We start from the raw sequence: 22,476 nt of genomic DNA on the forward strand, positions 1-22,476 counted from the left end.
GCCTAGATGAACCTCTCCGACTACCTCTACCTGGCCTTCACCAGCCTTAAGGAGAAGAAGGGCAGGGCGGCCGGGGCGGCGCTCGGCGTCATGATAGCGGTGCTCGCCTTGAGCCTCGCGCTCGGCGTCGGCGAGAGCTTCCAGAAGGCCTTCGTCGAGCAACTCCAGTCGACGATAGCCGCGGACAGTGTCTTCGTGATAGGCGGGTACGCCGGGCTGACGGATGCGGACATAGCCTACTTCAAGAGCATCCCGGGAGTCAAGGACGCGCAGGGCGTGCTCATGGCGAGCGGCGTCGTCTACACGGAGTCCGGGGAGAAGCCCGTGAACATAGTGGCTGTCGACCCCTCCTTCCTGCCGAGGTACCTCGGAGTCTCGGACATGAGGAAGGCTGTGGCGGAGGGGGAGACGGAGCCGAGGGGGCTCGGCGTACTCGTGTCGTACAGCCTGTGGAGGGACCAGGAGACGGGGAGGAAGCTCCTCGACGTCGGGTCCGTCCTCAACGTGAGGGTGGGCGGCAGGAACGTGCAGGTCTTCGTAGTTGGTCTACTCGAGCAGACGAGCTCCAGCATGTCGATGGGGCACGACTTCCAGGTGGCGACGATCTACATGGACCCCGACGCTTTCTTCACGTACCTTGGGAGGACTAGGAACTACCCGGTGGCGATAGTGCTCGTCGAGAACCTCGACGCGCTGGACTCGATAACCGAGAACATCAGGGCCCTCGCGCCGCCGGGCTCCAGGATAATATCGGCGGCCGCGATGGTCAAGCAGTTCACCTCCCTCGTCGGCGCTCTCCAGCTCTTCATAGCGCTTATATCAGCCGTCGGGATGGGCGTGACGGCTCTCTGGATCTTCGACAGCACGACAATCAGCGTCACCCAGCGCACGAAGGAGATAGGGATACTCAAGGCGCTCGGCTACACGAGCGGGGACATACTGGCGGTCTTCCTCCTCGAAACCGTGATCGTGTCGCTGGTGGGGGCGGCGGCGGGCCTCCTGGCCGCCTTGGCCTCGTCGAGCGTCGTGAAGATATCGGCTTTCGGCATACAGATAGGCGTCGCCCTAACCCCCCACACCGCCGGGCTCGCAGTCCTGCTACCCCTAGCCGCCAACGTGCTGGCAGCGTTCATACCCGCGAGGCGCGGGGCATCCCTCAACCCCGTGGAGGCGCTCAGGTATGAGTAGCGCGATAGTCTTGGAGGACGTGTGGAAGGTGTACGGCAAGCCCCCGAACGAGACGGTAGCGCTCCGGGGCGTCACGCTGGAGGTTGGGAGAGGCGAGTTCTTCGCCGTCGTGGGTCCGAGCGGGAGCGGTAAGACGACGCTCCTCCACCTCGTGGGCGGCCTCGACAGGGCGACGCGCGGGAGGATCGTGGTCGACGGGGTCGAGATATCCTCGCTTAGGAGGGACGCGGAGCTCAGCGCCTACAGGAACCGCACCGTCGGCTTCGTCTTCCAGCTCTTCTACCTGGTGCCGAGGCTGAGGGTCCTCGAGAACGTGGAGCTACCCCTAGTCAAGCGCGGGGTGCCGAGGGAGGAGAGGAGGAGGATGGCCCTCGAAGCGCTGAGGCTCGTAGGCGTAGAGCACCTCGCCCACAAGTACCCGACCCAGCTCAGCGGCGGGGAACAGCAACGCGTTGCGATAGCCCGGGCGATAGTCGGGAAGCCAAGGGTACTACTCGCGGACGAGCCAACCGGGAACCTCGACGCGTCTAGCAGCGAGGTGGTCATGGAGACGTTTAGGAGGCTGAACAGGGAGCTCGGAGTCACGATAGTCATGGTGACGCACAACCTGGAGCTGATATGGAACTGCCACAGAGCGGCGAAGCTACACGCGGGGAGGCTCGCAGGCGTCTACACGCCGGACCGCTACGAGGAGCTGATAGCGAGCTTCGCGAGGCGCGGCTAGCCGAGGAACCTGGAGAGGTCAGACCTCCTCCTACCCTCCACGCTGGAGATGACCCTGCGGACAAGCTCGCCCCACGAGAGGTTATCCCTAAGCGCCCACGCGACCACGTCGTCCGTGTGTAACTTCAGGAGGGACATGAAGCTCTGCCACGTAAATCCAGCCCTCTTGAGCTCCGCCCCCCAAGCACCCCACAGGTACCTCGCCAGCATGTTGCCAGTCCACACCGCCAACCGGTCTGCCTCCAAGCCTGCCCCCAGCGCCGACCTCAGCGCCCTGATCTTCTCCTTGATTTCCAGGGGCTCCGGCGGCTCGCTGAGCGAAGCGCTCAACCCTACACCCTCGCTTAACGCGTAACGGAGAAATAGATAGTTATCGCCTAAAAAAGGCTCAAGTCGAGAAGCCCACCTTGACCCCGAAGAAGTCCTTCACGTGCGGCTTGAACATGTACCAGAGCACGATGGCCGAGACTAGGAGCCCTACTACTGAGAACGGGTCTCCCGCGGCCGCCGAAAGGAGACCGCTTAGCAGTCCCAGCACTTCGAAGATTACTGTGACCCACCAGGCCCACCCCTTGCCGGTCCACAGCCCCCACCCCACGATTAGGGAAACTGCGCCCATGACTATGAGGAGGGCACCGAGGCCTCCCAGGATTAGCGAGAACAGCCCAGGCATGGTTGCAGGCGTTGAGCGCTCGAGCAGGGGGCCTACCGCTACGAAGATCAGCCCTAGAAGGACGAGCAAGGCTCCTCCAAGCATGTTGAGGACGGCAAGTATGGTTACCCCCGTTGGCCTTGTGCGGGTAGTCTGGGAAAACTGGAGAACGGGGTTCAGCGGAGGAACTTCGGCGCCGTTCACCATGTTTATCAACTTTTAGTTGTGAAAGCCGGGTATTTATTTCTTTTTGAGCCTTCAACCGACGACACGTGCACGTTCGCCACCCCCGCCGCGGTTAAAGACTCCTGCTCTCACACTGTAACGGAGAGGCAACCAGAGTACTCTCTAGGCGTGCCGGTACACCCGGTATTTTCGCCCGAGAATATCGTGGAAAGGATACGTCTTACTAAGTACAAGTTATTATTGTTTAATAATGGTATTTAAGCTTGTGCAGAAATCCTTGGTTTCGATGCTGGAAAAACATCACCCGCTTTACCAGCAACACGCATCCATTAAAAGGAAGCTCGAGGCTGACAGTCAGCTCATGCCGGAAGCTATACACGGGCTAGCGGCCCTCTACCTCGAGGAAGAGGACTTCACGTGCTTCGCCGCGAAGAAACTCTACGGGAAGCGCGAGAAAGGCGAGGTTAAAAGGGTGTTCTAGATGCCCGGAGAGATCGATAGGCGTAGCTTTTTGAAGCTGGCAGCCATAGCGGCGTCCGCGCTAGCTCTACCGGTCGAAGCGCAACCAATACCCCTTAAACCCTGGAAGACGCAGTGGGGCTTCGGGGAGATAGGCGGCAAGGGGGATCTCGCGAAGGCGAGGATAACGCCAGTTATATGCCCGTACTGCTCGATGGGGTGTTCCATTGATTTCTACACGTTCGGCGACCAAATCCTGTGGACCGAGGGGTCTCCCGACTCCTACATAAACTTCGGCGCGCTGTGCCCGAAGGGTAAGGCGGCGTTCGAGCTAGTCGAAAACGAGATGAGAGTTACGCAACCGATGATAAGGACGGGTCCGAAGCCGCCTCCCGAGGAGATTCTCAGCGCTAAGAGCTGGGACGAGCTAGTAGCCCTTGTCAAGAAGTACCCGCCACAGTGGAAGCCTGTAAGCTGGGACGAGGCCTTCAGGTTCATAGCGAGCAGGGTGGCGAAGATACTCAACGAGTGGCGTAGCTCTAGCGGCGCGCCCAAGCAGCCTGACGGTTACTACTACGTCGGCTCGAAGGTTCCCATACAGCTCATAGGCTCGTCCATAATGGTGAACGAGGCGGGCTACCTTACAACTAAGCTCGCCGAATTCCTGGGGACTACGAACGTAGACTCTCAGTACAGGAAGTGCCACAGTTCGACGGTGTCGTCGCTGGCGCTGACCTACGGGTGGGGCGCGGAGACCGCGACTATAGAGGACGTGGCACTCGCCGACGTGGTCCTATTCTTCTCGAGCCCCGCCGAGGCCCACCCGCTGTCGTTCCAGTACTTCCTCAAGGGGAAGAAGGAGAGGGGGACGATATTCATCACGTTCGACCCGCGGTACAGCAGAACCGCCATGGCGTCCGACCTGTGGGTTCCCTTCAGGAGCGGTACCGACACGGCGATCTTCCTCTACATCCTCCACTACGCCTTCTTCGAGAGGGATCCCCCGATAGACTCCCTCGACGCGTTCAAGGCTTTAAGGTCGAGGTGGAACGTAACGGACGACGACCTGGCAGACTTCAAGGAGCTTATCAAGGAGTACGACGCGGAGACCGTCTCCAGGATTACCGGAGTCCCGGTCGACATGCTTAGAACTGTTGCCCGGATCTACGTCGAAAACAGCGGTGTGGCGACTAACCACAAGAAGCACGGCGTCGTCCAGTGGGCTATGGGGATGACGCAACACACGAACGCCACCATAAACATAATCAGGGCCGCTGCGATAATGCAGCTCCTCTTGGGCAACGTAGGGTTCCCGGGCGGCGGCGCCCACCCGTTCAGGGGGCATAGCAACGTGCAGGGAGTCACCGACGTCCAGGGAGGAGGGCTGGGCGCCCTCCCAGGGTACCACGCGTCCCCCTCCTCTACGTTCTACGTGCGCCTCTACCAGGATTGGAAGCTCCAGGGGATGCCGGACGCCTGGAACTGGGTCGTCCCCGAGTGGGCGAGGAAGACCTTTACAACCACGACGCCCGACAAGGGTAGCGCTGACCTCACGAAGATACTCCAGGTGTACACGTTCTACGGCTGGAGGAGGTTCGAGCTTCTCTGGGGCTTCTTCTGCGGAACGGTTCCGGAGGACGACCCCGTCAACGGGACCGTCGTATGCGACTTCCCGTTCGGGACGGGGTCCACGGAGATAACCTTCCCGAGGAGAGTCCTCAACGGCGAGATAAGGGCGGCTTTCATATTCGGGGAGAACCCCGCGGTGACCAACCCGAACGCAAAGGTGATATGGGCGGCTCTCTCGAAGCTCGACCTCCTCGTAGTGTCGGACATATTCGAGACTGAGACCGCGTGGTTCGCCGACGTGCTCCTACCGGCGTCCTCCTTCGCTGAGGTGGAGGGCACGAAGACGAACGGAAACAGGGTTATACAGTGGACCTACGCCGCTCTGAACCCCAGGGGCGAGTCTAGGCCCGATTACTGGATAATCACCAAGCTATTCCAGTACCTGAGGAACTACGGCGCCGTGAAGCTACCGAGCGAGGTCTTCGGGTTGAAGAGCGAGAAGGTGAAGGTGAGAAAGGGCGGCAGGGTCGTCCTCCTCTACGAGCGCCCGCTCAGGCCCGACGCGAGCTGGGACTACTCTGGAGGCAAGGGCGCCGCGTCGCCGATAAGGAGCATCGAGGCAGAGGTCAACCCCAGGATAATAAACAAGGAGATAAACTTCGCGGTTCTCATCTACCAGGGGATGTACGACCCGGTTAGGGACGAGTTCACCTCGATGCGGAGGGACAAGAGGCTGAGGCAGCCGGGCGAGATCGACGGGCTCTTCTCGTCTACGTTCAAGGTCTACAAGAACTGGGGCTGGTCCTGGCCCATGAACGTCAGGATACTCTACAGCTACACAGGCCTCGCCGACACTCTCGGCACGACGGACACCGTGTACGCGGCTGGGCGTCAGTGGCAGGCCACCGGGGAGACCGGGGAATGGATAGACGAGTACACGGGCGAGTACAGGCCCGCCTTCATACCTGGGCACAACTTCTGGCTTCCCAGAGCGTTTAAACGCAGGCTAAGCGGGGTTGCCGACCTCTACGGGGGGATCGACGTCATGCACCTCATAAGGCACAACGAGCTGAGGCCTCTGGGGCTCTTCGCTGTCGAGGACGGCGGCGAGGTAAAGCTGCTCACGTTCGAGGAGTACGTCGCGAGCACCGGCATGAAGTACCTCTGGGCCAACGATACCCTGTACTGGGATCAGGACACGGCGATAGCCGTGAAGGCTACCGTGAAGAGGGCCTTCTTCCCGGGCGGCGGTTGGAGGCAGTTCAAGCCCACCTACGAGCAGATGAGGGCTACCCTGAAGAAGTACTACGAGCAGACGGGTAACATGAGGGACGCCGTGAACAAGACGATCCAGGAGCTGAAAGGGTGGTACCCGGGCTACTCCTTCACGTGGCCTATACACACGGAGCCCGTCGAAAGCCCCGACCTGGAGATGGCGATACGGTACCCGACCCTCGCCTGGCTGAACAGCTACAACCTCCAGGTACTCAACGAGCAACCCGACATCGTGAGGGGCAAGCCCGTCGGGGTTGCGCTTACACCGCAGGACCTATCGAGCATCCCGGGAGAGCTCGTGGTTATAACCACGAACAGGCTCACGGAGCACTGGCACAGCGGGTCAATGACTAGGAGGACTCCGTTGCTGGCAGAGCTGGATCCGGAGCCCTTCGTCTACGTTCCGAGGGAGCTTGCGAGGAAGCTGGGCGTGAACTCGGGGGACTACGTGGAGATAATCACTGCTAGAGGGTCGATAAAGATGAGGGCATACGTGACGGAGGGCGAGGCCTACCTAACAGTGAACGGCAGGCAGCTACCGCATGTAAACGTTGTGTGGGCGTTCAGCTTCCTCGGGTACGTGACCGGCCCCCAGGGGAACTTCATCTCGCCCGACGTAGGTGACGTGGTTACGACGATCCAGGAGACTAAGGCTTGGATCGGTAAAATTAGGAAGGCGGAGGTGGTGTAGAATGGTCTTGCAGAAGTTTCCCAGTTTAAGCGAGGGCTACGCTGTACTGGTAGACCTCGATAAGTGCATAGGGTGCCGTGCCTGCCAGGTTGCGTGCAAGGACTGGAACTCGAGGCAAGCCGAGAAAACCACGTTCAGCCCCACGTTTACGAATCCCCCGGACCTCACGGCTAACGACTGGAAGGTAGTCTTCTACTACGAGGGTAAGTCGAAGAAGGCTCTGCTCACACCGGCCGGCGAAGTCGTATTTGAGCAGGTAGACGTGGTTCCTCTACCCTTCCAGTGCATGCACTGCGCCACGGCTCCGTGTAGCAGGGCTTGCCCCGTTGGGGCGATAAAGGTAACCCCCGAGGGCGCCGTTGTTATAAGCAAGGAAGAGTGCATAGGGTGCGGTTTCTGCGAGACAGCGTGCCCCTTCCGCGTCCCCAGGCGGGGCTCCGACGGGAAGTACTACAAGTGCACGTTCTGCGTGGACCGAATCCAGAACGGCAGAGCTCCCGCATGCGTAGAAGCGTGCCCCACGGGCGTCTTCACGTTCGGGAAGGCGGGCGACATCATCGAAAAAGCGAAAGAGCTACAATCCACCGGGAAGACCGTCTTCGGGCTAAACCTCGACAGCTACGTGGGCGGCGGTGTACGCTGGATATACGCGGGCTCCGAGAGGAGAAGCTACGCGATAAAGGAGCACTTCGCCGATAGAGGCAAGCCCGTAGCTACGCAGGAAGGCAGGGAGCTTCTTAAACCGCTGATACTCTACGGCGGCGCTCTCGGCGCACTGGCGCTGGCGGCTATAGGCGTGGCTACCTGGAGGAAGAGCAGGGTCGAGGAGGTGAAGTCGAGCTCCCAGGAGGAGAAGAGGTGATGGGCGTGGGTAGAAGGGTCGAGATAATAAGCAAGAGCTACAGGATAGCGCACACCCACAACCTGCACTTCATAGCAATACTATCGGTGACCGGCTTAACGGTAATGGCGCTTGAATACTTCTCGTGGCTTGCCTACGTAGTCGGGCTTCCCTTCGCCCCGCTACTCGGAGTAGACCCCGTCACCGCCGGAGTGCAGATATTCCGAGTATTGCACAGGATATTCGGCGTAGCGTGGGGAGGATTGCTGGTAGTGTACGGGTGCTACCTCTTCTGCTCCGGGAAGGCTAGGGTATTCGACCCCCTAAAGAAGCCCCTGAGGGACCAGCTCAAGGAGGCCTCCTCCCTCGCGAAACACTACCTGCTCGGCAAGCCTATACCCGAGGAGGTACTAGAGAAAATGGAGAGACACAACGTCTTCGTGTCCTATCTGGCGATACTCCTCGGAGTAGGCTTCGCGCTCCTAGCTGTGAGCGGCGTCGGGCTCATGCTCCGCTACGCCCTAGGCTTAACGGCCCAGCAAGCCGCGATACTACTCTTCCTGCACGACCTGGGCTTCGGCATAACGGTTCTCTTCGTGCTGTTCCACCTCTTCGCCGCCTTCCACCCGTCCAACAGGCCACTCCTCGACGCCATGTTCGGCAATGGCACAGCGCCCTTCGACTGGGTCGCAGAGCACATGAAGGCTTACGTAAAGCGCTACGGCGTAGCCCCCGAGCAGTAAAAACTTTTTCTTTTCCCGTTTCGGTGAGTCTGCGTGAACCAGTTTATCGATGCGCTGTTCGACTCCCTGTGCGGGGGCTCGGAGGAGTGCAAGCAGGCGCTGAGAGAGGTTTACAGCCTGTTCGAAGGAGTCGAGGAAGTGGTTAGAAGGCTACCCAAACCCGTTCTCAGATCCTTCGAGGAGCCCCTAGCGGGCAACGTGGCGAACAGGGATGAAGTAGTTAGGGAGGCGGAGGCCCTCGGCGTGGGCGAGGAGCTTTCAGACTACGTCGTGAAAAGGGTAACGGCGCTCGAGTTCGGCTGGGTAAAGCCTAGAGGCCTTAAGTGCCCGGTATGCGGGCAGGCGCCATCCCTAGTCCTACTAGAGGAGGAGCCCAGCGTCGGCTTCGCGAAGCAGAGGGCCAAGGCCAGGTGCATCTGCGGCTACGAGCGCGAGTTCGAGAGGTTTACCTGTCCGAGCTGCGGGTCTGCGGGACGCCAGAACTTCGAGGTTTACGTTTCTAGGCGTACCCACGCTAAGCTGTTCGTGTGCAGGAATTGCGGGTACGCGTTCCTGGAGATACCGAGGAACGGCCTATCCGAAAGCGAGCTGCAGGGAGTGCACGCGTCCATCAGGCTCGTGTTGAAGGCCGGCGACACGACGCGAACACATGCCCCGGAATAGGCTTATATACTTCCGCGCCTCCCAGCCCTTAATGGCTGGACCTATATTCATTCTCAGGGACTACCTGCGGTGCTCGGGTTGCCGCCTCTGCGAAGTGGCGTGTAGCCTCAAGCACGAGGGGACTGTTTGGCCGGAGGCCAGCAGGATAAGGGTCTTCGAGTTCTTCCCGGGGGTCGACGTGCCTCACCTCTGCGCCCAGTGCAGGGACTACCCGTGCGTGAAGGCGTGCAGGTACTCGGCGCTCAGGGTCGACGAGTCGACGGGCGCCGTCCTCGTCGACGGGGAGAAGTGCACGGGTTGCGGGGACTGCGTCAGGGCTTGCCCGGGGAAGGTGATGAGGCTCCACCCGGAGACGAGGAAGGCTATCGTCTGCGACTTGTGCGGCGGCGAGCCGGAGTGCGTGAAGGCATGCCACGAGGCGGGCTTCGACGCGCTCAGGGTTGTACCCTACACGAGCGTGGGCTTCAAGGTGTACTCCACTATGCCCGACCAGGTGGCGCAGAGGTTGTTTGAAACGCTCTTCGGGGGTGAGTAGGCGTGGCTCTCTACGGCTACGCGGGGAGGCTCCTCGAGGTGGACCTCTCGCGGGGGAAGCACAGGGTCGTAGAGCTGGAGGAGGACGTAGCGTTCAACTTCATAGGCGGTAGGGGGCTCGCGGCCTACCTCCTCTGGAGGGAGCTGGGGGACAGGTGGGAGGAGGTAGACCCCCTGGGCCCCGAAAACATGTTGCTAGTCCTAACGGGGCCCCTCACGGGCTACTACCCGGGCGTTAAGCTCTGCATCTCGGGTAAGTCCCCCCAGTCCAACGGCGTTGTGGGCTCCGTCGTCTCCAGCGAGGTCGCGGTAGAGCTCAGGGCGGCCGGCTACGACGGGATCGTCGTGAAGGGTGCGTCCAAGGACCCCGTCTACCTCTACGTGGAGGGGGAAAACGTCGAGATAAGGTCCGCGGAGCACCTCTGGGGGCTCGGGGGGACGGAGACCTACAGGAGGCTCTCCCGGGAGCTCTGGGGAGACCTCAAGCGGAGGTTGCTGGCGCGCGAGGGGCTCACCAAGGAGCCGTCGTTCATCTACATAGGGCCCGCCGGGGAGAACAGGGTGAGGACTGCCGCCGTGATGGCGAAGCTGTCGCACGCCGCCGGCTACGGGGGCTACGGGGCTGTCATGGGGTCTAAGATGCTGAAAGCCATAGCGGTGAAGGGCTTCGGCCCAATGCCGCGCGCGAAGCACCCGGACTGGGTCAAGCTCCTCATACGCGAGGCTTGGAGCGCCCTCAACAGGAACGTGCTCTGGAAGCACTGGGGCACGAGTAGCGGGGGCTACGAGGTGGCGTCGCTGACTAGCAGCGAGCCCGTGAGGAACTGGCAGGAGGAGTGGCACGACTCCAGGAGCATGGGCGTGCAGAACTACGAGGCCCACTGGGTCAAGAGGTACTGGGGCGACTACGGCTGCCCGCAGACCTGCATGAAGATCTCGCGCCTCAGAAGCGGGAAGTTCTCCGGGGCAACCACGGACGGGCCGGACTACGAGCTACAAGCATACCTGGGCCCCAACCTAGGCGTGTTCGAGCCAAGGGCCAACGTATACCTCTCGAGCCTAGCCGACGAGCTCGGGCTCTGCGGCATACAGACCGGGAACGTGCTGGGCTTCGCCGCCGAGCTGTACGAGAAGGGGGTGCTGACACGGGAGGACCTGGGCTTCGAGCTCAAGTGGGGCGACGCCGAAGCCTTCGCCAGGCTCATGTCCATGATAGCGCGGAGGGAGGGGATAGGCGACTGCCTGGCGGAGGGCACCGCGAGGGCAGCCCTAAAGCTCGGGAAGCTGAAGGGCGTCGACCTCTCGAAGTACGCCGTACACGTGAAGGGAGTGGGCGTCGGCGCGCACGGCGCCCGCAGCGGGAAGGACTTCCCGCAAGCCTTCACGTACGCCGTGGGTGTCCAGGGAGGAGACCACACCAGCCCGCCAAGGCTACCGGTCGACAGGCAGTGGGGAGAGTTCACATCGGCGTTCGAGGACTCGGCGGTCATTTGCTCCTTCAACGTCCACGGAGACCTCCCCTTCCAGTTCCTGAGGGCTATCACGGGCTGGGACATAACGCGGGAAACCTGGATGAGGGTACACGGCAGGAGAATCATAACGCTCCAGAGGGTGCTCCTACTCCTCGGCGGCCCCGACCTCTACTGGGACCCGAGGCGCGACGACGACAACCCGCCGAGATTCTACGAGCCGCTGCCCAGCGGCCCGTTCAAGGGGAGGAGCGTGAGCAGGGAGGAGGTGGAGTCCCAGAAGAGGGAGTACTTCGGCTACCTGGGCTGGGACAGCCTCGGGATACCGACCGAGGAGACACTCAGAGAGCTCGGGCTGGACTACCTCAAGCCTGCCGTCGAGAGGATCAGGAAGAGGCTGGGCGCCGGCTAACGCGCGGAGGCGAGGATCGAGGGGGGCGCGGATAGGCTCAAAGAGCTAGGGCTAACGTAGCTATTTGCTTTTTCCCGTAAGCGAGCGAGCTTTAAATCGCTCGCCTCTACTTACATAGCGGTGCGCCCAGTTGCTGGTCGCCGTGTCGTTGCCCAGAGTGCTCGTCGAGCGCGCTAGGAGGGAGGCCGAGAGACTGGGGGTTAGCCTGGAGGAGTATTTCTTAGAAGTTATAAGCGGGAACCTAGACCCCAGGGACAAGGCTGAGGCGTTCATCGAGGCGTCTAAAGAGCTCCTCGAGGGGGCAAGGAAGGAGCTCGGAAAGGGGGATGTAAGGCAGGCCGCCGAGAAGGTTTGGGTAGCGGTGGCTTTAGCCGTGAAAGCTTACGCTTACGCGAAGGAGGGGAAAAGGCTTGCTAGCCACGGGGACCTGTGGAGGTACAAGGAGGTTTTGGTGAGCGATCTAGGCGAGTGGGTTAGGGACTCCTGGGCCTACGCTAGCAGCATGCACACATGCTTCTACGAGGGCTGGTGCACGGAGAAAGACGTAGAGGTAGGCATAAGCCGCGCGGAGAGGCTAGTCGGGGAGCTGGAGGGCAGGGTGAAGGAGAAGCTGCAGGCCTGACGCCTCGGGCATGCCTCCTACTCTACTGGCACGGGGCTTCCTGAATGCCTAAGCCGTTGTACAGCATCCTGCAGGGTGTCAGCATTCTGGTCACTAGGGGGTCTCCCAGCTCCTCCTTTTGAAGGACGACAACGTCTACGGGTAGCCCGCGGGGCCGCATCTTTACGAGGGTCTCGGTCAGTCCGAGGACGTCGACCTCCTCCTCTACGACGACCGCTAGGTCGTAGTCGCTACTCAACATCTCGTCGCCCCTCGCCCTGCTACCAAAGAGTATCAGCGTGACTCTGCCGCCGAAGAAGCCCACAATTCTCTCAACGTAGGACTCGAAGAACCTGCGCCTCTCCCTAACCCCCTCCCAGGCGAGCCTCACAAAGTCGCTCATACCCTCACAATCCTCCTGACCGGCGACTGTGGCTCCACGTGGTATGCTTTGCCCTTCTCGAACACTACTATTGAGTCACAGACGCTCGGCCTCAAGTCTACAAGCTCCTCCGGCCTCGCGGTTACGACGTTGCCAGCGTGTGTAAACCTGGCGGCAAGCTCGGGCTCGAGCTCCTCGACGAGTACAGCCACAGGCGCAAGAGCGCTTACAACTTCTCTGAGGCTCCCGCGGACTACGATAAGTCTCTCCGCTGTCTGGAGGGGGAATATAGCGTGGATGTAGCGCCTGAGCGCCTCGTGGTACTCCACGGTGATCGAAGTCTCTTCGCCCTCATCCCCTTCGAGTGCGCATTGCCTCGCCACTGAGTAGAAGAAACCCCTGATAGCCCTCCTAAGCCCTCCGAATACACTTACGTGTTCATCCTCGAGACTACTCCACCCGTGGAGCTTGTCCCACCACTCGTTCAGCACGTGGATCCTCGCGCGCTTCTCGCAACCCACCTTGAAGAGCATCATCGTGTACGTCCACCTACGGTATGGGTTCGAGACGGCAATCCGCACGTACCTGCGGGGACCGCTTACAGCCCTGAACTCCGCGCGTGCATAGATCCTCGCGAGCTCCCTTTCAACCTCCATCGCCATCGACCTACGCGACTTCGAGTCAAAAACGTTTCGCGCTACTCCCGGCTCGCTACAGCTCTCCTTTCTTCTTCCTGGCTCGCGCGCGAACGGCAGTAATACTACTGTTCACCATACTGAGCGCCTTAATAATGGCAGGCTTCTACGCCGGTCACTGAGAACCCTCAAACATCTCTTTTTTATAGTTAGGTCATCTGACTCACACTCTACACTCATAGTGCTGGTCTTCGCGAAGTAGATTATTTACTCTCGAGCATCTTTGCTGAAAGCTTTGACGTGAGGTATATATGTGCGCGCGACGCGGCTAGCCGTGTCGCCGCTTAGGCTACCGAGGAGGCGTCGCGGGGCGGACTTCCTGGAGATGGACCCCTCCTTCGAGTTCCTCGAGAAAGCCGGGAAAGGCGCCGTGAGCTTCGGGATAGGCCAGCCGGACTTCTCCCCGCCCGGCGAGGTTCTCGAAGCCCTTAGGACGGTTGGGGCGGAGGCTTTGAAGTATACCCCGCCCCTGGGGCTCCCGGAGCTCCGCGAGGCGCTGGCGGGGTACCTCTCGGAGAAGTATGGGGTGGATGTTAAGCCCAGCGAGGTCGCGGTGACTCCCGGCGCGACCGCCGCGGTCTTCGCCTCGCTCGTCCTGCTCGTGCGCGGGAGGGCTAGGGTCGTCGTGCAGGACCCGGGCTTCCCCATGTACGACGACGTGGCGAGGTTTGCCGGTGGTAGGGTCGTCTACGCGTACTCGGGGATCGAGGAGTCCTTCGAGTGGTCTGCCGAGAGCATAGCCGGGAGGCTCGGCGAGGGAGGAGTTGCGGTGCTGAACTTCCCCAACAACCCGACGGGCTCCCTGGCCCCCCGCGGGCTACTGGAAGAGCTGGGAGGACTCGCCGCCAGGAAGGGCTTCTACGTTGTGAGCGACGAGGTTTACGAGGACTTCGTCTACGAGGGTAGCCACGAGTCCGTCCTGCAGGTACCCGAGCTCCGCGAGAGGTCCGTCTACGTCGGGAGCTTCTCGAAGACCTGGGGGCTCGCTGGGCTCAGGCTTGGGTACGTCGTGGCCCCGCGCCGGCTAGTCGAGAGGCTGGAGGCAGTCGCCGTGAATGTCTACGGCTCGCCGCCCTCTCCGGCCCAGCTCGCCGCCCTCAGGGCCCTCGACCACGGTCTCGGCTGGTTCTCAGGGGTTCTCTCGGAGTACAGGCGGAGGAGGGACGCGCTTCTCGAGGAGCTCTCCAAGGTGGAGGGGGTGGAGCTCTACAGACCTCGCGGCGCGTTCTACGTGTACCCCAGGGTGAGGGGGCTCTTGAAGAGGCTGGGCGTGGGCTCCTCCAGGGAGCTTGCGGAGTCGCTACTCCAGGCCGGCGTGGTGGTCCTCCCGGGTGACGCTTACTCCGGGAGGGCGGGGCGGGAGCACGTGAGGCTTTCCTACGCGTTGCCTGTGGAGTCCATACGGGAGGGGGTTAGGCGCATAAGGGCCTTCGTCGAGGAGGCTGCCTGCGCGCGGAGAAAACGCGGCGCATAAACTATATGTCCAGGCGCGCAGTGAAGGTTGTTGATGAGGCTCCTCGGGGTTTTGCTCGTCGCCGCGGTGCTCCTAGCCCCGCTGGCGTGGGGCCAGCCTACGCTGAGGATAGTCGCGTACGACGGCACGAGCCTTGCTGGGGCGCTGGTCAGGGTGTCGACGCTCGACGGCAGGGTGTACGAGTTCACGCTTAACCCGGCCGCGCCCTTCACCGTCAAGGACGTCGTTAAGGGAGTCCTGCGGGTGGAGGTGGTCTCCTGGAAGGGGGTGCCCGTCAACTACGAGAAGACCGTGACCGTATACGAGAACTCAACGCTCGTCGTCCCGAGCATAGGCAGGCTGACGGTCGCCGTTAAGGGTGCGAGGGGGCAGGCGCTCCCCGGCGCCCTCGTAACCATCTCGCGGGGAGGCGTTACCGTCGAGGAGGGGTCCGCGGGCTCCTCGGGTATCTACAGCACCCTTCTACCGGCCGGTACCTACGAGGTAGCCGTTGCGTACGGGGGGCGCTCGGCGCGCGTAGAGGCTGTCGTGGAGCCCTCTAGGGAGAGCAGGGTCGAAGCCGCGCTCGACGTCGTAGCCGAGGTTGGGGGCTGGGCTCTCAGCGCCTCCGAGCTCCTGGGGGTCTCGCTGCTGGCGGTTCTAGCTGTCTTCGCGGTGTACGTGGCCCTCTACGAGTACGCTTCCTGGAGGAAGAGGAGGGCCGCGAGGGTCGTCGCTCCGGGAGGCTAGCGCTACCTTTAAGTTCTTCTCCGGGTTTACCGCGGAGTATGCTGGAAGGCCTCCTGGTGGTGAAGGGGCTGGAGAAGAGGTACGGCGGGAAGGCTGCCGTGGAGGGCTTGAGCTTCGCGGTGCGCCCGGGAGAGATCTACGCGTTGCTGGGCCCCAACGGCGCCGGCAAGACTACGACCCTGAAGTGCGTGGTGGGCCTCTTGAGGCCGGACGCTGGGGACGTCGTGGTGTGCGGCCACAGCGTGCTGAGGGAGAGGAGGGAGGTTCTCAGGTGTACCGGCTACGTTCCGGAGAACCCCGTGGGCTTCGACTACCTCAGGGTCTCCGAGTTCCTCGACTTCGTCGGGGCTTTGAGGAGGATACCCAGGGACGTGCTCTCGGAGCGCGCCGAGAGGTACATCTCGATGTTCGGGCTCGAGCAGTACAGGGACGCGTTCATGGGGGAGCTCTCTAGGGGGACTGTCCAGAAGGTCCTGGTCGTAGCCTCGCTCCTCCACGAGCCGCGCGTACTCGTGATGGACGAGCCGATGTCCGGGATGGACCCGGAGTCCCAGAAGACCCTGAAGGACGAGCTCAGGCGGCTCGCTGGGAGGGGGGCGGCCGTCCTCCTCTCGAGCCACATGCTCGACGTCGTGGAGAGGTTTGCGTCGAGGGTTGGGATAATCTCGGGCGGCAGGTTGATCGCGGAGGGGTCGCTGGAGGACGTGAAGAGGGCGGCGGAGCTGGGGGAGGACGCGACCCTGGAGGACGTTTTTATGAGGCTCGTGAAGGGTGTGTAGCTTGAGGGGCGCCTTCACCGTTGCACGCTACTTGACGATGAACAGCCTGGGCGTGCTACGCAGGGGCAGGGCGCGCGTAGCCGCCTTCCTCCTCGCCGCTCTCCTCGCGGGCCTCTACGCGCTTATCGCCGTGCTCGCCGCCTACAGGGGTGACGCGTTCGCCTACGCGAGGAGGAGCCTCTCGGTGCAGGGCCTAGACAAGAGGAGCGCTGTAGAAACGCTCGCCGCCTTCCAGGCTCTCTCGCTGGCCGTGGTGGGGCTACTCCCGAGGACGGAGCTGACAGTCTCGGAGGAGGCTGAGTACGAGGTCCTGCTAACCCTCCCGGTGACGATGAGGGAGTACGTGCTCGGGAGAACGCTTCACCAAGCGCTACAGTCGCTAGCGGTGCAGCTAGTATTCCTCGTCCCCGGAGCATTCTACGCGGCGGTCTTCTCCGCCGGCAACGCCGCCAAGGTCCTGCTCCTGCCGGCCTCGTTCTTCCTCTACGTGGTGTTCACCGAGGTAGCGGCAGGCCTAGTCAACACAGCCAAGCTAGCGATGAGGGGGAAGGCGTGGGCGCTCAGAGCCGCCTTCCTGGCTTACCTGGTAGCCTCCGCGGCCCACTCGGCCGTGACCGGGACTGTATCCCCGCTCCTCGTGTACCCGGCCCTCCTCCCGGCGTCCTCCCTCGTGCACTGCTTCACAGTCTCCGAGAGCGTGGGGCAGGTAGCCGCTGAGACCGGCCTCCTCGGCCTCGCTGTAGCCGCGCTCGTAGCCGCTCAGTACGCGCTGGCAGGCTTCGTGTCGCCGGAGGACGTGAAGCCCCTCTCGGAGAAGGTGAGGAGGCTGAGGCTGGGCAGGCTGGTCTCCGCGCGCATCAAGACCTACTCGTCGAGCCCCGGAGCCTCCGTGCTCAGGGTCGTCTTCCTGCGCCCGCTGGTCGGCGCCCAGGGGGCCTTGGCGGTCGCCGGGGCGGTTGCCGGCTGGCTCGCCGGGGTAGCGGCGAGAGCGCTCGCCCCGCGGCTGGACCCCCTCAGCTTGGCGGTCTTCGCCGTCGTGTTCTCAATGATGGTGATCCTCGTGGAGCTCCAGCTCTCGGTCCAGGAGGACTTCTCCCCGCTCTGGCTCTACAGGTCAGTGCCCGTGGACCTCAGGTACCTCGCGCTCGCATCCTCGCTGAAGGTATTCGTGTACTCGCTCGCCTCCTTCCTGGCGGCCGGGCTCCTGCTCTTCTCCTACACCGGCGAGCGCGTCTACCTCCTGTTACCCCTCTCCTCGGTCTTCGCCTCCGCGACTGCCGGGGTGGCGACCACTCTACTCGTAGCCCTTGTGATGAGCAAGAGGAGGGTGGTTAGGTACTCTTCGAGGGGCTTCTACCTTGTCGAGGACGCCCTAGCGCTACTACTGCTGGCAGTCTCGGCGTCGCTATCGGCGCTCGGCGTATCCCTCTTCGAGCTAGCCGCCGCGTCCGGGGAGCGGTACGTCGCGCTGTACGCCCTCTCGTCCGCGGTTGCCGGAGCGGTCGTGCTGTTCGTGGGTGTAGGCGTGGCTGGAGAGCTCCTCGAAGAGAGAGACGTTGCCCAGTAAGCTCCGGGGTGGTCCGCGTGAAGGCAGTGGTAGCCCCTACCTACGCCTACGTTAAGAGCAGGGCTGGCGAGGCTGACCCACCGGTGAGCGTAGCCCTCGGAAAAGCGGTGGAAGTCGCAACCTCGAAGTACAACTACTACTATAGGAGGGCTAGGCGCCCCCCGCTGGGCTACGCGCAGAGGTGCGCCGTCGCCGTCCTCAAGGCGGAGCTGGAGAAGATGGGCTACAGGGCTTCCAGGGAGGAGGTCGAGGAGGCCGCGAGGAGGATCTGGAGGATGCTCGCGGCGTGGTCGAAGAGCCCCTACACCAGGTACCTGAAGCCGAAGACCCACGTCGTCATCTTCTTGAAGGAGGGCTTCGCGGGGGCTCTCTACGCCCAGCCGGACTTCAAGGACGAGTACACCGGGCACTTCTACGAGGTGAAGAGCTTCGACGTGGAGCGGGAGCCCAGGCGCCACGTCTACTACCAGGCAGGCGTGTTCTCGCTCCTAGGGCCGCTGAGCCTCGTCTACTTCTCGGAGGACGGGGGCTACTACGTGCTGAGGGAGAAGGCCGTGCCGAGGGATACGGGGATCATAGACGACGTCGTCAGCTTCCTGGAAGGGAGGCCGGAGGGCTCGCGGGTAGTGGACCTCGAAGCCCTGAAGAAGGAGCACCCGTGGGTAGCCTACAGGAAGGTGAACGGTGACTGGGTGCGCGCCTAGACGCGCAGACTGGAAATCCACGCCTCGTAGTCGAGGTACTCTAGGTAGGCTTCGATCTCCCAACTCTTCCTGAGCCGCTCGTCTCTGGAGTACACGGGTACGCCGTCCCTCAGAACCACGTAGACGAAGTCTAGGGGCGCGTTGTCGAGCGCTACGACGTCCACCTTTAAGCCAGTAGCCTTCTCGGGGTCGTCCTCGAGGCGTGCCTCGTCGACCACAGTGACCTCCCTGCCGAAGTAGACCGCGAAGTCCCAGTCGCTGTTCTCCCTCTCAAGCCCCCTAGCCCTAGAGCCGAAGAGGTAGGCGAAGAGCACGCCGTGCTTCTCGAAGACAGGCCTCAACTCCTCCCACGTTTCCGCAGGATCCACGCCAGCCCCACAAGATACGTAACGTTGTCCAGCCTATATGCCTCACGCGTATGTCTACACGATCGGCGTTCTTCTGACGGGGGAGAAACGCAAAGTATATAACATGGTATTACTAGATGTTGTTACTGTATGAGAAAAACGGTGATCCCCTGTGGTTAGCAAGGAGCTTCTGGAGAAGGCTAGGGAGTTCCACGGACACGTATGCCCATACCTCGTGCTGGGGCTGAGAGCATCGGAGATAGCTTTTGAGAAGCTCGGAGTCCGGGAGAGGCCCGGCGTCTCCGAGACTCTTGGCGAGGAGCTCGTAGCGATAGTAGAGGCTAACAACTGCTTCGCGGACGGAGTACAAGTCGCGACTGGCTGCACTTTCGGTAACAACGCTTTAATTTACCTGGACACCGGGAAGACCGCCCTCACTCTTTTCAGGAGGGGGGAGAAAAGGGGCGTAAGAGTTTACGTTGTACCGGAGAAAGTCGAGAGCCTCTATCCGCCACGCGCGTCGGAGCTGTGGAGGAAAGTTGTCGTGGAGGGTCGGGGTACGCGCGAGGACGCTGAAGAGCTGGACAAGCTCTTCGAGGAACTAGGCCTTAGGATGCTCGAGCTACCCGAGAGCTTCTTCAAGGTCGAGGAGGTGAGCTTCGAGGAGGAAGTGGAGAGAGCCCCTATTTTCGAGACTGTGAAGTGTAGCAAGTGCGGAGAGCTCGTGTGGAAGCCACGCGCCGTCTACGTGGACGGGAAGCCTCTCTGCGCGAGCTGCGCGGGTGTACCCGTACCCGCCGTTCTTGGGAGGGGCATCGTGGCTAGCTTCAGGATCCCGTTCAGGGTGATCGGGCGATGAAAGCCTGGAAGGTAGCCGTTTTGCTGTTAATCGTAGTGGCCATCGCGGGGGCCGCGCTCCTCTACTACCCGGCTGTGAAGCCCCGGGAGGAGCAGAAACCCTCGGTGGTTTGGGTCGTCGACTATGCCGGGAGGAACGTGAGTGTACCGGCGAGGGTCTCAAGGGTGGTAGCCATAGGTCCCGGGGCGCTCAGGCTCGTATCGTACCTCGGCGCAGTAGACCTCGTCGTCGGGGTGGAGGATGCGGAGAAGACGTGGTCCGTCGTAGGGCGGGACTACGCCATGGTGTACTCGGAGTTCTTCAGGAAGTTGCCCACGATAGGCCCCGGGGGACCCAGGAGCCCTCCAAACCCGGAGCTTATAAGAAGCGTGAAGCCCGACCTCGTGATAATGTCGAGGGTCTACGTCGAGCTCTACGACCCGGACAGGCTCTCCCAGGAGGTGGGAGCACCCGTCGTCGTGGTGGACTATGGGATAGCCGGGTACCTCAACGCCTCTGAGTTTAAGAGGGCGATAACCTTGCTCGGAAAGATCCTCGGCAAGGAGGAACGGGCGAGAGAGCTCTGCTCGTACGTCGACAGCCTGGTCTCGGATCTCGCGAGCAGGGCGAAGGGTGTTGAGAAGAAGAGCATCTACGTCGGGGCCGTCTCCTACAAGGGCGCGCAACCCTTCACGGGTACGCAGGGGAAATTCCCGCCCCTCCAGCTCATAGGCACCGGTAGCATCGCCGACGAGACAGGTAAGGTGGGCTTTATCAACGTGGACTTTGAGTTCATACTGAAGAGGCAACCAGCCTACGTGTTCATAGACCTGAACAACCTTAACAACGTGCTCGACGACTTCAACAAGGATAAATCGAAGTACTGCGCGCTAGAGGCTTTCAGGGCGGGGAGGGTCTACGCGATACTGCCGTTCAACTACTACCACACCAACGTGGCAACGGCGTTCGCCGACGCGTACTACATGGGCAAAGTCCTCTACCCCGACCGCTTCGCTGACGTGGATCCGGCGAGGAAGGCGGACGAGATATACCAGAAGTTCCTTGGAAAGCCGATCTACAAGGACTTCGTGTCCGGGCTGGGAAGGGGCTTCGGGGACCTCTCCGACCTCTTCAAGTGTTAGCGTATGGAGATTGTAGAAAGCTTGCTTGGAAGGCGGAGCCTCGCGGTGCTTCTCCTGCTAGCGCTGGTAGCCGCGGCTCTGCCTCTCTCGATCCTCTCGGGAACTGTCTACAAGCCTTGGGATGTGCTCCGGCTACTACAGGAGGGGTCCAGCGACGCGGGCATAGTCCTCGCGCTAAGGGCTAGGAGGGCTTTCGTCGCGCTCCTAGTAGGTGCACTGCTGGGCGGGGCTGGCGCACTGACGCAAGCGAGTTTCCGCAACCCCATGGCCTCCCCCTTCACGCTCGGGATATCGCAGGCCTCGGCGCTCGGCGTAGCAGTGGCACTGGTCACGGGGATAGGCGGGACGGGCGGAGCCTGGGTGCTGACCTTTTCGCGCCCAACTCTCATCGCGCTCTTCGCGTTCGCATTCGCGGTCGTACAGGTATTCGTAGTGCTAGCCCTCTCCTGGAAGGCGGGCCTCGACCCGAGGGCCCTCGTGCTCTCGTCGATAGCCATCAGCTTCGTGTACCAGGCCGCGCTCTACCTCATGCAGTACCTGGTGCTCAACGAGGTACAGCTGGCAACCGTGATTTTCTGGACCTTCGGGGACCTTGGACGGGCCGGGTGGAGCGAGCTAGGAGTCCTCGCGGCCGGCGCCTCCGCGCTTCTGCCGGTCTACGTAGCTTTCCACAAGGACCTGGACCTCCTGTCCTTCGGTGATGAGCTCGCGGCGTCCTCCGGCGTGAGCCCCAGAGCGACCCGCCTGGTAGTCACGCTGGTAGCCGCGCTCGGCGCAGCCCTAGCGACAGCGTTCGTCGGGATTCTGGCCTTCCTGTGCCTCGTATCCCCCCACCTGGCGAGGCTCTTCGTGGGCGGGAGGCACCGGTACCTCGTACCGGCGTCCATGCTCACCGGTAGCCTCCTCCTTCTAGTGTCCGATGCCGCGTCGCGAAGCGTCCTATCCCCCGTCGTCCTGCCGGTCGGGATAGTGCTGTCGCTGATCGGTGCACCCGTGCTTGTAGCGCTGTTGCTGAGGGGTAGTGGCCGTGCCCCTACTTAAGGTTCTGGGAGTAACGGTGTACTACGGGGACTTCAAAGCTCTGGGAGGCGTGAGCTTCGATGTTGAAAGGGGGGAGATCCTCTCGATTATAGGGCCGAATGGCTCCGGCAAGACGACCCTCCTCAGGGCGATCGACGGCATACTCAGACCGAGGCTGGGCGCAGTCTACCTGGATGGGAGGGAGATCGCCGGCATGGAGAGGCGAGAGATAGCGAGGATTATCGGCTACTCTCCGCAAAGGGTGGACGTGCAATCCTACGTGACCGTTCTGGATTTTGTGTTGACCGGTAGGAGGCCTTACGCGTCGTGGGACTACTCGGAAAGCGACTACCGGAAGGCGGTGGAAGCCTTAAGGGCTGTTAACGCCTCCCATCTAGCCGCGAGGCGCCTGGACCAGCTGAGCGGAGGGGAGTTCCGCAGGGTGGTTATAGCTAGGGCGCTGGCGGGGGAGCCGGACGTGCTACTCCTCGACGAGCCCACGAACGACCTGGACCCGAAGCACCAGGTAGAGATTCTGTCGGCTATCAGGCGGCTAGCCTCGGGGCGCGGGGTAGCCGTCGTGATGTGTCTTCACGACTTGACGCACGCGTACAGGTACTCGGACAAGATCCTCGCGATGAAGGATGGCTCCGTCTACGCCTTTGGGAGGCCGGAGGACGTAATGAGGGAGGACCTGCTCCGGGAAGTCTACGGGGTAAGCCTAAAGGTGCTACCGGAGCACCGGGCGGTAATAATAGACCATAGCCTCTAAACTTTTTAATAGGTCGGCTTT

24 protein-coding genes are annotated in these 22,476 nt (G+C 62.0%); 19 read left to right on the forward strand and 5 right to left on the reverse strand.

Annotation, left to right across the window (positions count from 1 at the left end; translation table 11 throughout):
* Positions 1-6 precede the first annotated feature (6 nt).
* Together TPEN_RS07185 and TPEN_RS07190 are read left to right on the forward strand one after the other, a co-directional pair.
* Complete coding sequence (locus TPEN_RS07185; RefSeq protein WP_011753065.1) at positions 7-1,188, forward strand: ABC transporter permease; 1,182 nt, start codon at positions 7-9, stop codon at positions 1,186-1,188.
* A complete protein-coding gene (locus TPEN_RS07190) occupies positions 1,181-1,912 on the forward strand; it encodes an ABC transporter ATP-binding protein (protein ID WP_011753066.1) in 732 nt (243 codons plus the stop codon). Before TPEN_RS07185 ends, TPEN_RS07190 begins: the two co-directional genes overlap by 8 nt.
* Here the strand turns inward: TPEN_RS07190 and TPEN_RS07195 are convergent.
* Together TPEN_RS07195 and TPEN_RS07200 are read right to left on the reverse strand one after the other, a co-directional pair.
* Complete coding sequence (locus TPEN_RS07195; RefSeq protein ID WP_011753067.1) at positions 1,909-2,241, reverse strand: hypothetical protein; 333 nt, start codon at positions 2,239-2,241, stop codon at positions 1,909-1,911. The genes TPEN_RS07190 and TPEN_RS07195 overlap by 4 nt on opposite strands.
* Before the next feature lie 58 nt (positions 2,242-2,299).
* The gene (locus TPEN_RS07200) at positions 2,300-2,770 is read right to left on the reverse strand and encodes a DUF7144 family membrane protein (RefSeq protein WP_011753068.1); all 471 of its coding nucleotides are present in this window, start codon (positions 2,768-2,770) and stop codon (positions 2,300-2,302) included.
* 244 nt (positions 2,771-3,014) lie between these two features.
* On the opposite strand from TPEN_RS07200, the gene TPEN_RS07205 reads away from it, so the two are divergent.
* The 8 genes from TPEN_RS07205 to TPEN_RS07240 all read left to right on the forward strand — a co-directional run bounded on the left by TPEN_RS07205 (position 3,015) and on the right by TPEN_RS07240 (position 12,027).
* Positions 3,015-3,230: a hypothetical protein gene (locus TPEN_RS07205; protein WP_245534156.1), complete on the forward strand. Its 216-nt coding sequence runs from the start codon at positions 3,015-3,017 to the stop codon at positions 3,228-3,230.
* On the forward strand, positions 3,231-6,743 hold the full coding sequence (locus TPEN_RS07210) for a formate dehydrogenase subunit alpha (RefSeq protein ID WP_011753070.1): 3,513 nt from the start codon (positions 3,231-3,233) through the stop codon (positions 6,741-6,743).
* 1 nt (position 6,744) lies between these two features.
* Positions 6,745-7,605, forward strand: coding sequence for a 4Fe-4S dicluster domain-containing protein (locus TPEN_RS07215; protein WP_011753071.1), 861 nt, complete (start codon positions 6,745-6,747; stop codon positions 7,603-7,605).
* Positions 7,605-8,327 carry a cytochrome b/b6 domain-containing protein gene (locus TPEN_RS07220; protein WP_011753072.1) on the forward strand — a complete coding sequence of 241 codons (723 nt, stop codon included), beginning with the start codon at positions 7,605-7,607 and terminating at the stop codon, positions 8,325-8,327. Before TPEN_RS07215 ends, TPEN_RS07220 begins: the two co-directional genes overlap by 1 nt.
* 33 nt (positions 8,328-8,360) lie before the next feature.
* Complete coding sequence (locus TPEN_RS07225) at positions 8,361-8,990, forward strand: formate dehydrogenase accessory protein FdhE domain-containing protein (RefSeq protein WP_011753073.1); 630 nt, start codon at positions 8,361-8,363, stop codon at positions 8,988-8,990.
* Between the two features lie 31 nt (positions 8,991-9,021).
* Positions 9,022-9,525 (forward strand): 4Fe-4S dicluster domain-containing protein, encoded by a 504-nt coding sequence (locus TPEN_RS07230; RefSeq protein ID WP_052885276.1) that lies wholly within the window; start codon positions 9,022-9,024, stop codon positions 9,523-9,525.
* Positions 9,526-9,527: 2 nt separating this feature from the next.
* Positions 9,528-11,405: an aldehyde ferredoxin oxidoreductase family protein gene (locus TPEN_RS07235; protein ID WP_011753075.1), complete on the forward strand. Its 1,878-nt coding sequence runs from the start codon at positions 9,528-9,530 to the stop codon at positions 11,403-11,405.
* A gap of 130 nt (positions 11,406-11,535) precedes the next feature.
* Positions 11,536-12,027 carry a PaREP1 family protein gene (locus TPEN_RS07240; protein ID WP_011753076.1) on the forward strand — a complete coding sequence of 164 codons (492 nt, stop codon included), beginning with the start codon at positions 11,536-11,538 and terminating at the stop codon, positions 12,025-12,027.
* A 22-nt stretch (positions 12,028-12,049) separates the two neighbouring features.
* Here the strand turns inward: TPEN_RS07240 and TPEN_RS07245 are convergent, their stop codons facing one another.
* Entirely contained in the window at positions 12,050-12,409 is a 360-nt protein-coding gene (locus TPEN_RS07245; protein WP_011753077.1) for a nucleotidyltransferase domain-containing protein, read from the reverse strand.
* Positions 12,406-13,044 (reverse strand): hypothetical protein, encoded by a 639-nt coding sequence (locus TPEN_RS07250; protein WP_011753078.1) that lies wholly within the window; start codon positions 13,042-13,044, stop codon positions 12,406-12,408. Before TPEN_RS07250 ends, TPEN_RS07245 begins: the two co-directional genes overlap by 4 nt.
* A 313-nt stretch (positions 13,045-13,357) precedes the next feature.
* Here TPEN_RS07250 and TPEN_RS07255 point away from each other — a divergent pair, with 313 nt between their 5' ends.
* Genes TPEN_RS07255 through TPEN_RS07275 form a run of 5 tightly spaced genes read left to right on the forward strand, consistent with a single transcriptional unit; the run spans position 13,358 to position 18,336 of the window.
* Positions 13,358-14,557, forward strand: a complete 1,200-nt coding sequence (locus TPEN_RS07255; protein WP_052885277.1) for a pyridoxal phosphate-dependent aminotransferase — start codon at positions 13,358-13,360, stop codon at positions 14,555-14,557.
* Between the two features lie 33 nt (positions 14,558-14,590).
* Positions 14,591-15,286: a carboxypeptidase-like regulatory domain-containing protein gene (locus TPEN_RS07260; RefSeq protein WP_011753080.1), complete on the forward strand. Its 696-nt coding sequence runs from the start codon at positions 14,591-14,593 to the stop codon at positions 15,284-15,286.
* Between the two features lie 38 nt (positions 15,287-15,324).
* Entirely contained in the window at positions 15,325-16,065 is a 741-nt protein-coding gene (locus TPEN_RS07265) for an ABC transporter ATP-binding protein (RefSeq protein ID WP_011753081.1), read from the forward strand.
* On the forward strand, positions 16,058-17,632 hold the full coding sequence (locus TPEN_RS07270; protein WP_011753082.1) for a hypothetical protein: 1,575 nt from the start codon (positions 16,058-16,060) through the stop codon (positions 17,630-17,632). Before TPEN_RS07265 ends, TPEN_RS07270 begins: the two co-directional genes overlap by 8 nt.
* A 17-nt stretch (positions 17,633-17,649) precedes the next feature.
* The gene (locus tag TPEN_RS07275; RefSeq protein WP_011753083.1) at positions 17,650-18,336 is read left to right on the forward strand and encodes a hypothetical protein; all 687 of its coding nucleotides are present in this window, start codon (positions 17,650-17,652) and stop codon (positions 18,334-18,336) included.
* Here TPEN_RS07275 and mntA read toward each other — a convergent pair.
* Positions 18,333-18,704, reverse strand: coding sequence for a type VII toxin-antitoxin system MntA family adenylyltransferase antitoxin (mntA, locus tag TPEN_RS07280; protein WP_011753084.1), 372 nt, complete (start codon positions 18,702-18,704; stop codon positions 18,333-18,335). The two genes, TPEN_RS07275 and mntA, sit on opposite strands and share 4 nt — an antisense overlap.
* A 151-nt stretch (positions 18,705-18,855) precedes the next feature.
* Here mntA and TPEN_RS07285 point away from each other — a divergent pair, with 151 nt between their 5' ends.
* From TPEN_RS07285 to TPEN_RS07300, 4 genes are read left to right on the forward strand one after another with little or no spacing between them, the layout of a single operon-like run.
* Positions 18,856-19,542 (forward strand): FmdE family protein, encoded by a 687-nt coding sequence (locus TPEN_RS07285; RefSeq protein WP_011753085.1) that lies wholly within the window; start codon positions 18,856-18,858, stop codon positions 19,540-19,542.
* Entirely contained in the window at positions 19,539-20,663 is a 1,125-nt protein-coding gene (locus TPEN_RS07290; protein ID WP_011753086.1) for an iron ABC transporter substrate-binding protein, read from the forward strand. The genes TPEN_RS07285 and TPEN_RS07290 overlap by 4 nt, the downstream gene beginning before the upstream one ends.
* A 3-nt stretch (positions 20,664-20,666) precedes the next feature.
* Positions 20,667-21,704 (forward strand): FecCD family ABC transporter permease, encoded by a 1,038-nt coding sequence (locus TPEN_RS07295; RefSeq protein WP_011753087.1) that lies wholly within the window; start codon positions 20,667-20,669, stop codon positions 21,702-21,704.
* On the forward strand, positions 21,691-22,455 hold the full coding sequence (locus TPEN_RS07300) for an ABC transporter ATP-binding protein (RefSeq protein WP_011753088.1): 765 nt from the start codon (positions 21,691-21,693) through the stop codon (positions 22,453-22,455). The genes TPEN_RS07295 and TPEN_RS07300 overlap by 14 nt, the downstream gene beginning before the upstream one ends.
* The last annotated feature ends 21 nt before the right edge of the window (positions 22,456-22,476 follow it).

Origin of the sequence: Thermofilum pendens Hrk 5 (assembly GCF_000015225.1) — an archaeon.
Lineage (GTDB): Archaea > Thermoproteota > Thermoprotei > Thermofilales > Thermofilaceae > Thermofilum > Thermofilum pendens.

What these genes read in the sequence shown, in the direction of transcription:
- TPEN_RS07190 (WP_011753066.1), top strand. Translation starts at nt 1,181, where the DNA reads ATGAGTAGCGCGATAGTCTTGGAGGACGTGTGGAAGGTGTACGGCAAG.
- TPEN_RS07260 (WP_011753080.1), top strand. Translation starts at nt 14,591, where the DNA reads ATGAGGCTCCTCGGGGTTTTGCTCGTCGCCGCGGTGCTCCTAGCCCCG.
- TPEN_RS07185 (WP_011753065.1), top strand. Translation starts at nt 7, where the DNA reads ATGAACCTCTCCGACTACCTCTACCTGGCCTTCACCAGCCTTAAGGAG.
- TPEN_RS07265 (WP_011753081.1), top strand. Translation starts at nt 15,325, where the DNA reads ATGCTGGAAGGCCTCCTGGTGGTGAAGGGGCTGGAGAAGAGGTACGGC.
- TPEN_RS07215 (WP_011753071.1), top strand. Translation starts at nt 6,745, where the DNA reads ATGGTCTTGCAGAAGTTTCCCAGTTTAAGCGAGGGCTACGCTGTACTG.
- TPEN_RS07295 (WP_011753087.1), top strand. Translation starts at nt 20,667, where the DNA reads ATGGAGATTGTAGAAAGCTTGCTTGGAAGGCGGAGCCTCGCGGTGCTT.
- TPEN_RS07230 (WP_052885276.1), top strand. Translation starts at nt 9,022, where the DNA reads ATGGCTGGACCTATATTCATTCTCAGGGACTACCTGCGGTGCTCGGGT.
- TPEN_RS07245 (WP_011753077.1), bottom strand. Translation starts at nt 12,409, where the DNA reads ATGAGCGACTTTGTGAGGCTCGCCTGGGAGGGGGTTAGGGAGAGGCGC.
- TPEN_RS07200 (WP_011753068.1), bottom strand. Translation starts at nt 2,770, where the DNA reads ATGGTGAACGGCGCCGAAGTTCCTCCGCTGAACCCCGTTCTCCAGTTT.
- TPEN_RS07290 (WP_011753086.1), top strand. Translation starts at nt 19,539, where the DNA reads ATGAAAGCCTGGAAGGTAGCCGTTTTGCTGTTAATCGTAGTGGCCATC.
- TPEN_RS07210 (WP_011753070.1), top strand. Translation starts at nt 3,231, where the DNA reads ATGCCCGGAGAGATCGATAGGCGTAGCTTTTTGAAGCTGGCAGCCATA.
- TPEN_RS07220 (WP_011753072.1), top strand. Translation starts at nt 7,605, where the DNA reads ATGGGCGTGGGTAGAAGGGTCGAGATAATAAGCAAGAGCTACAGGATA.
- TPEN_RS07250 (WP_011753078.1), bottom strand. Translation starts at nt 13,044, where the DNA reads ATGGAGGTTGAAAGGGAGCTCGCGAGGATCTATGCACGCGCGGAGTTC.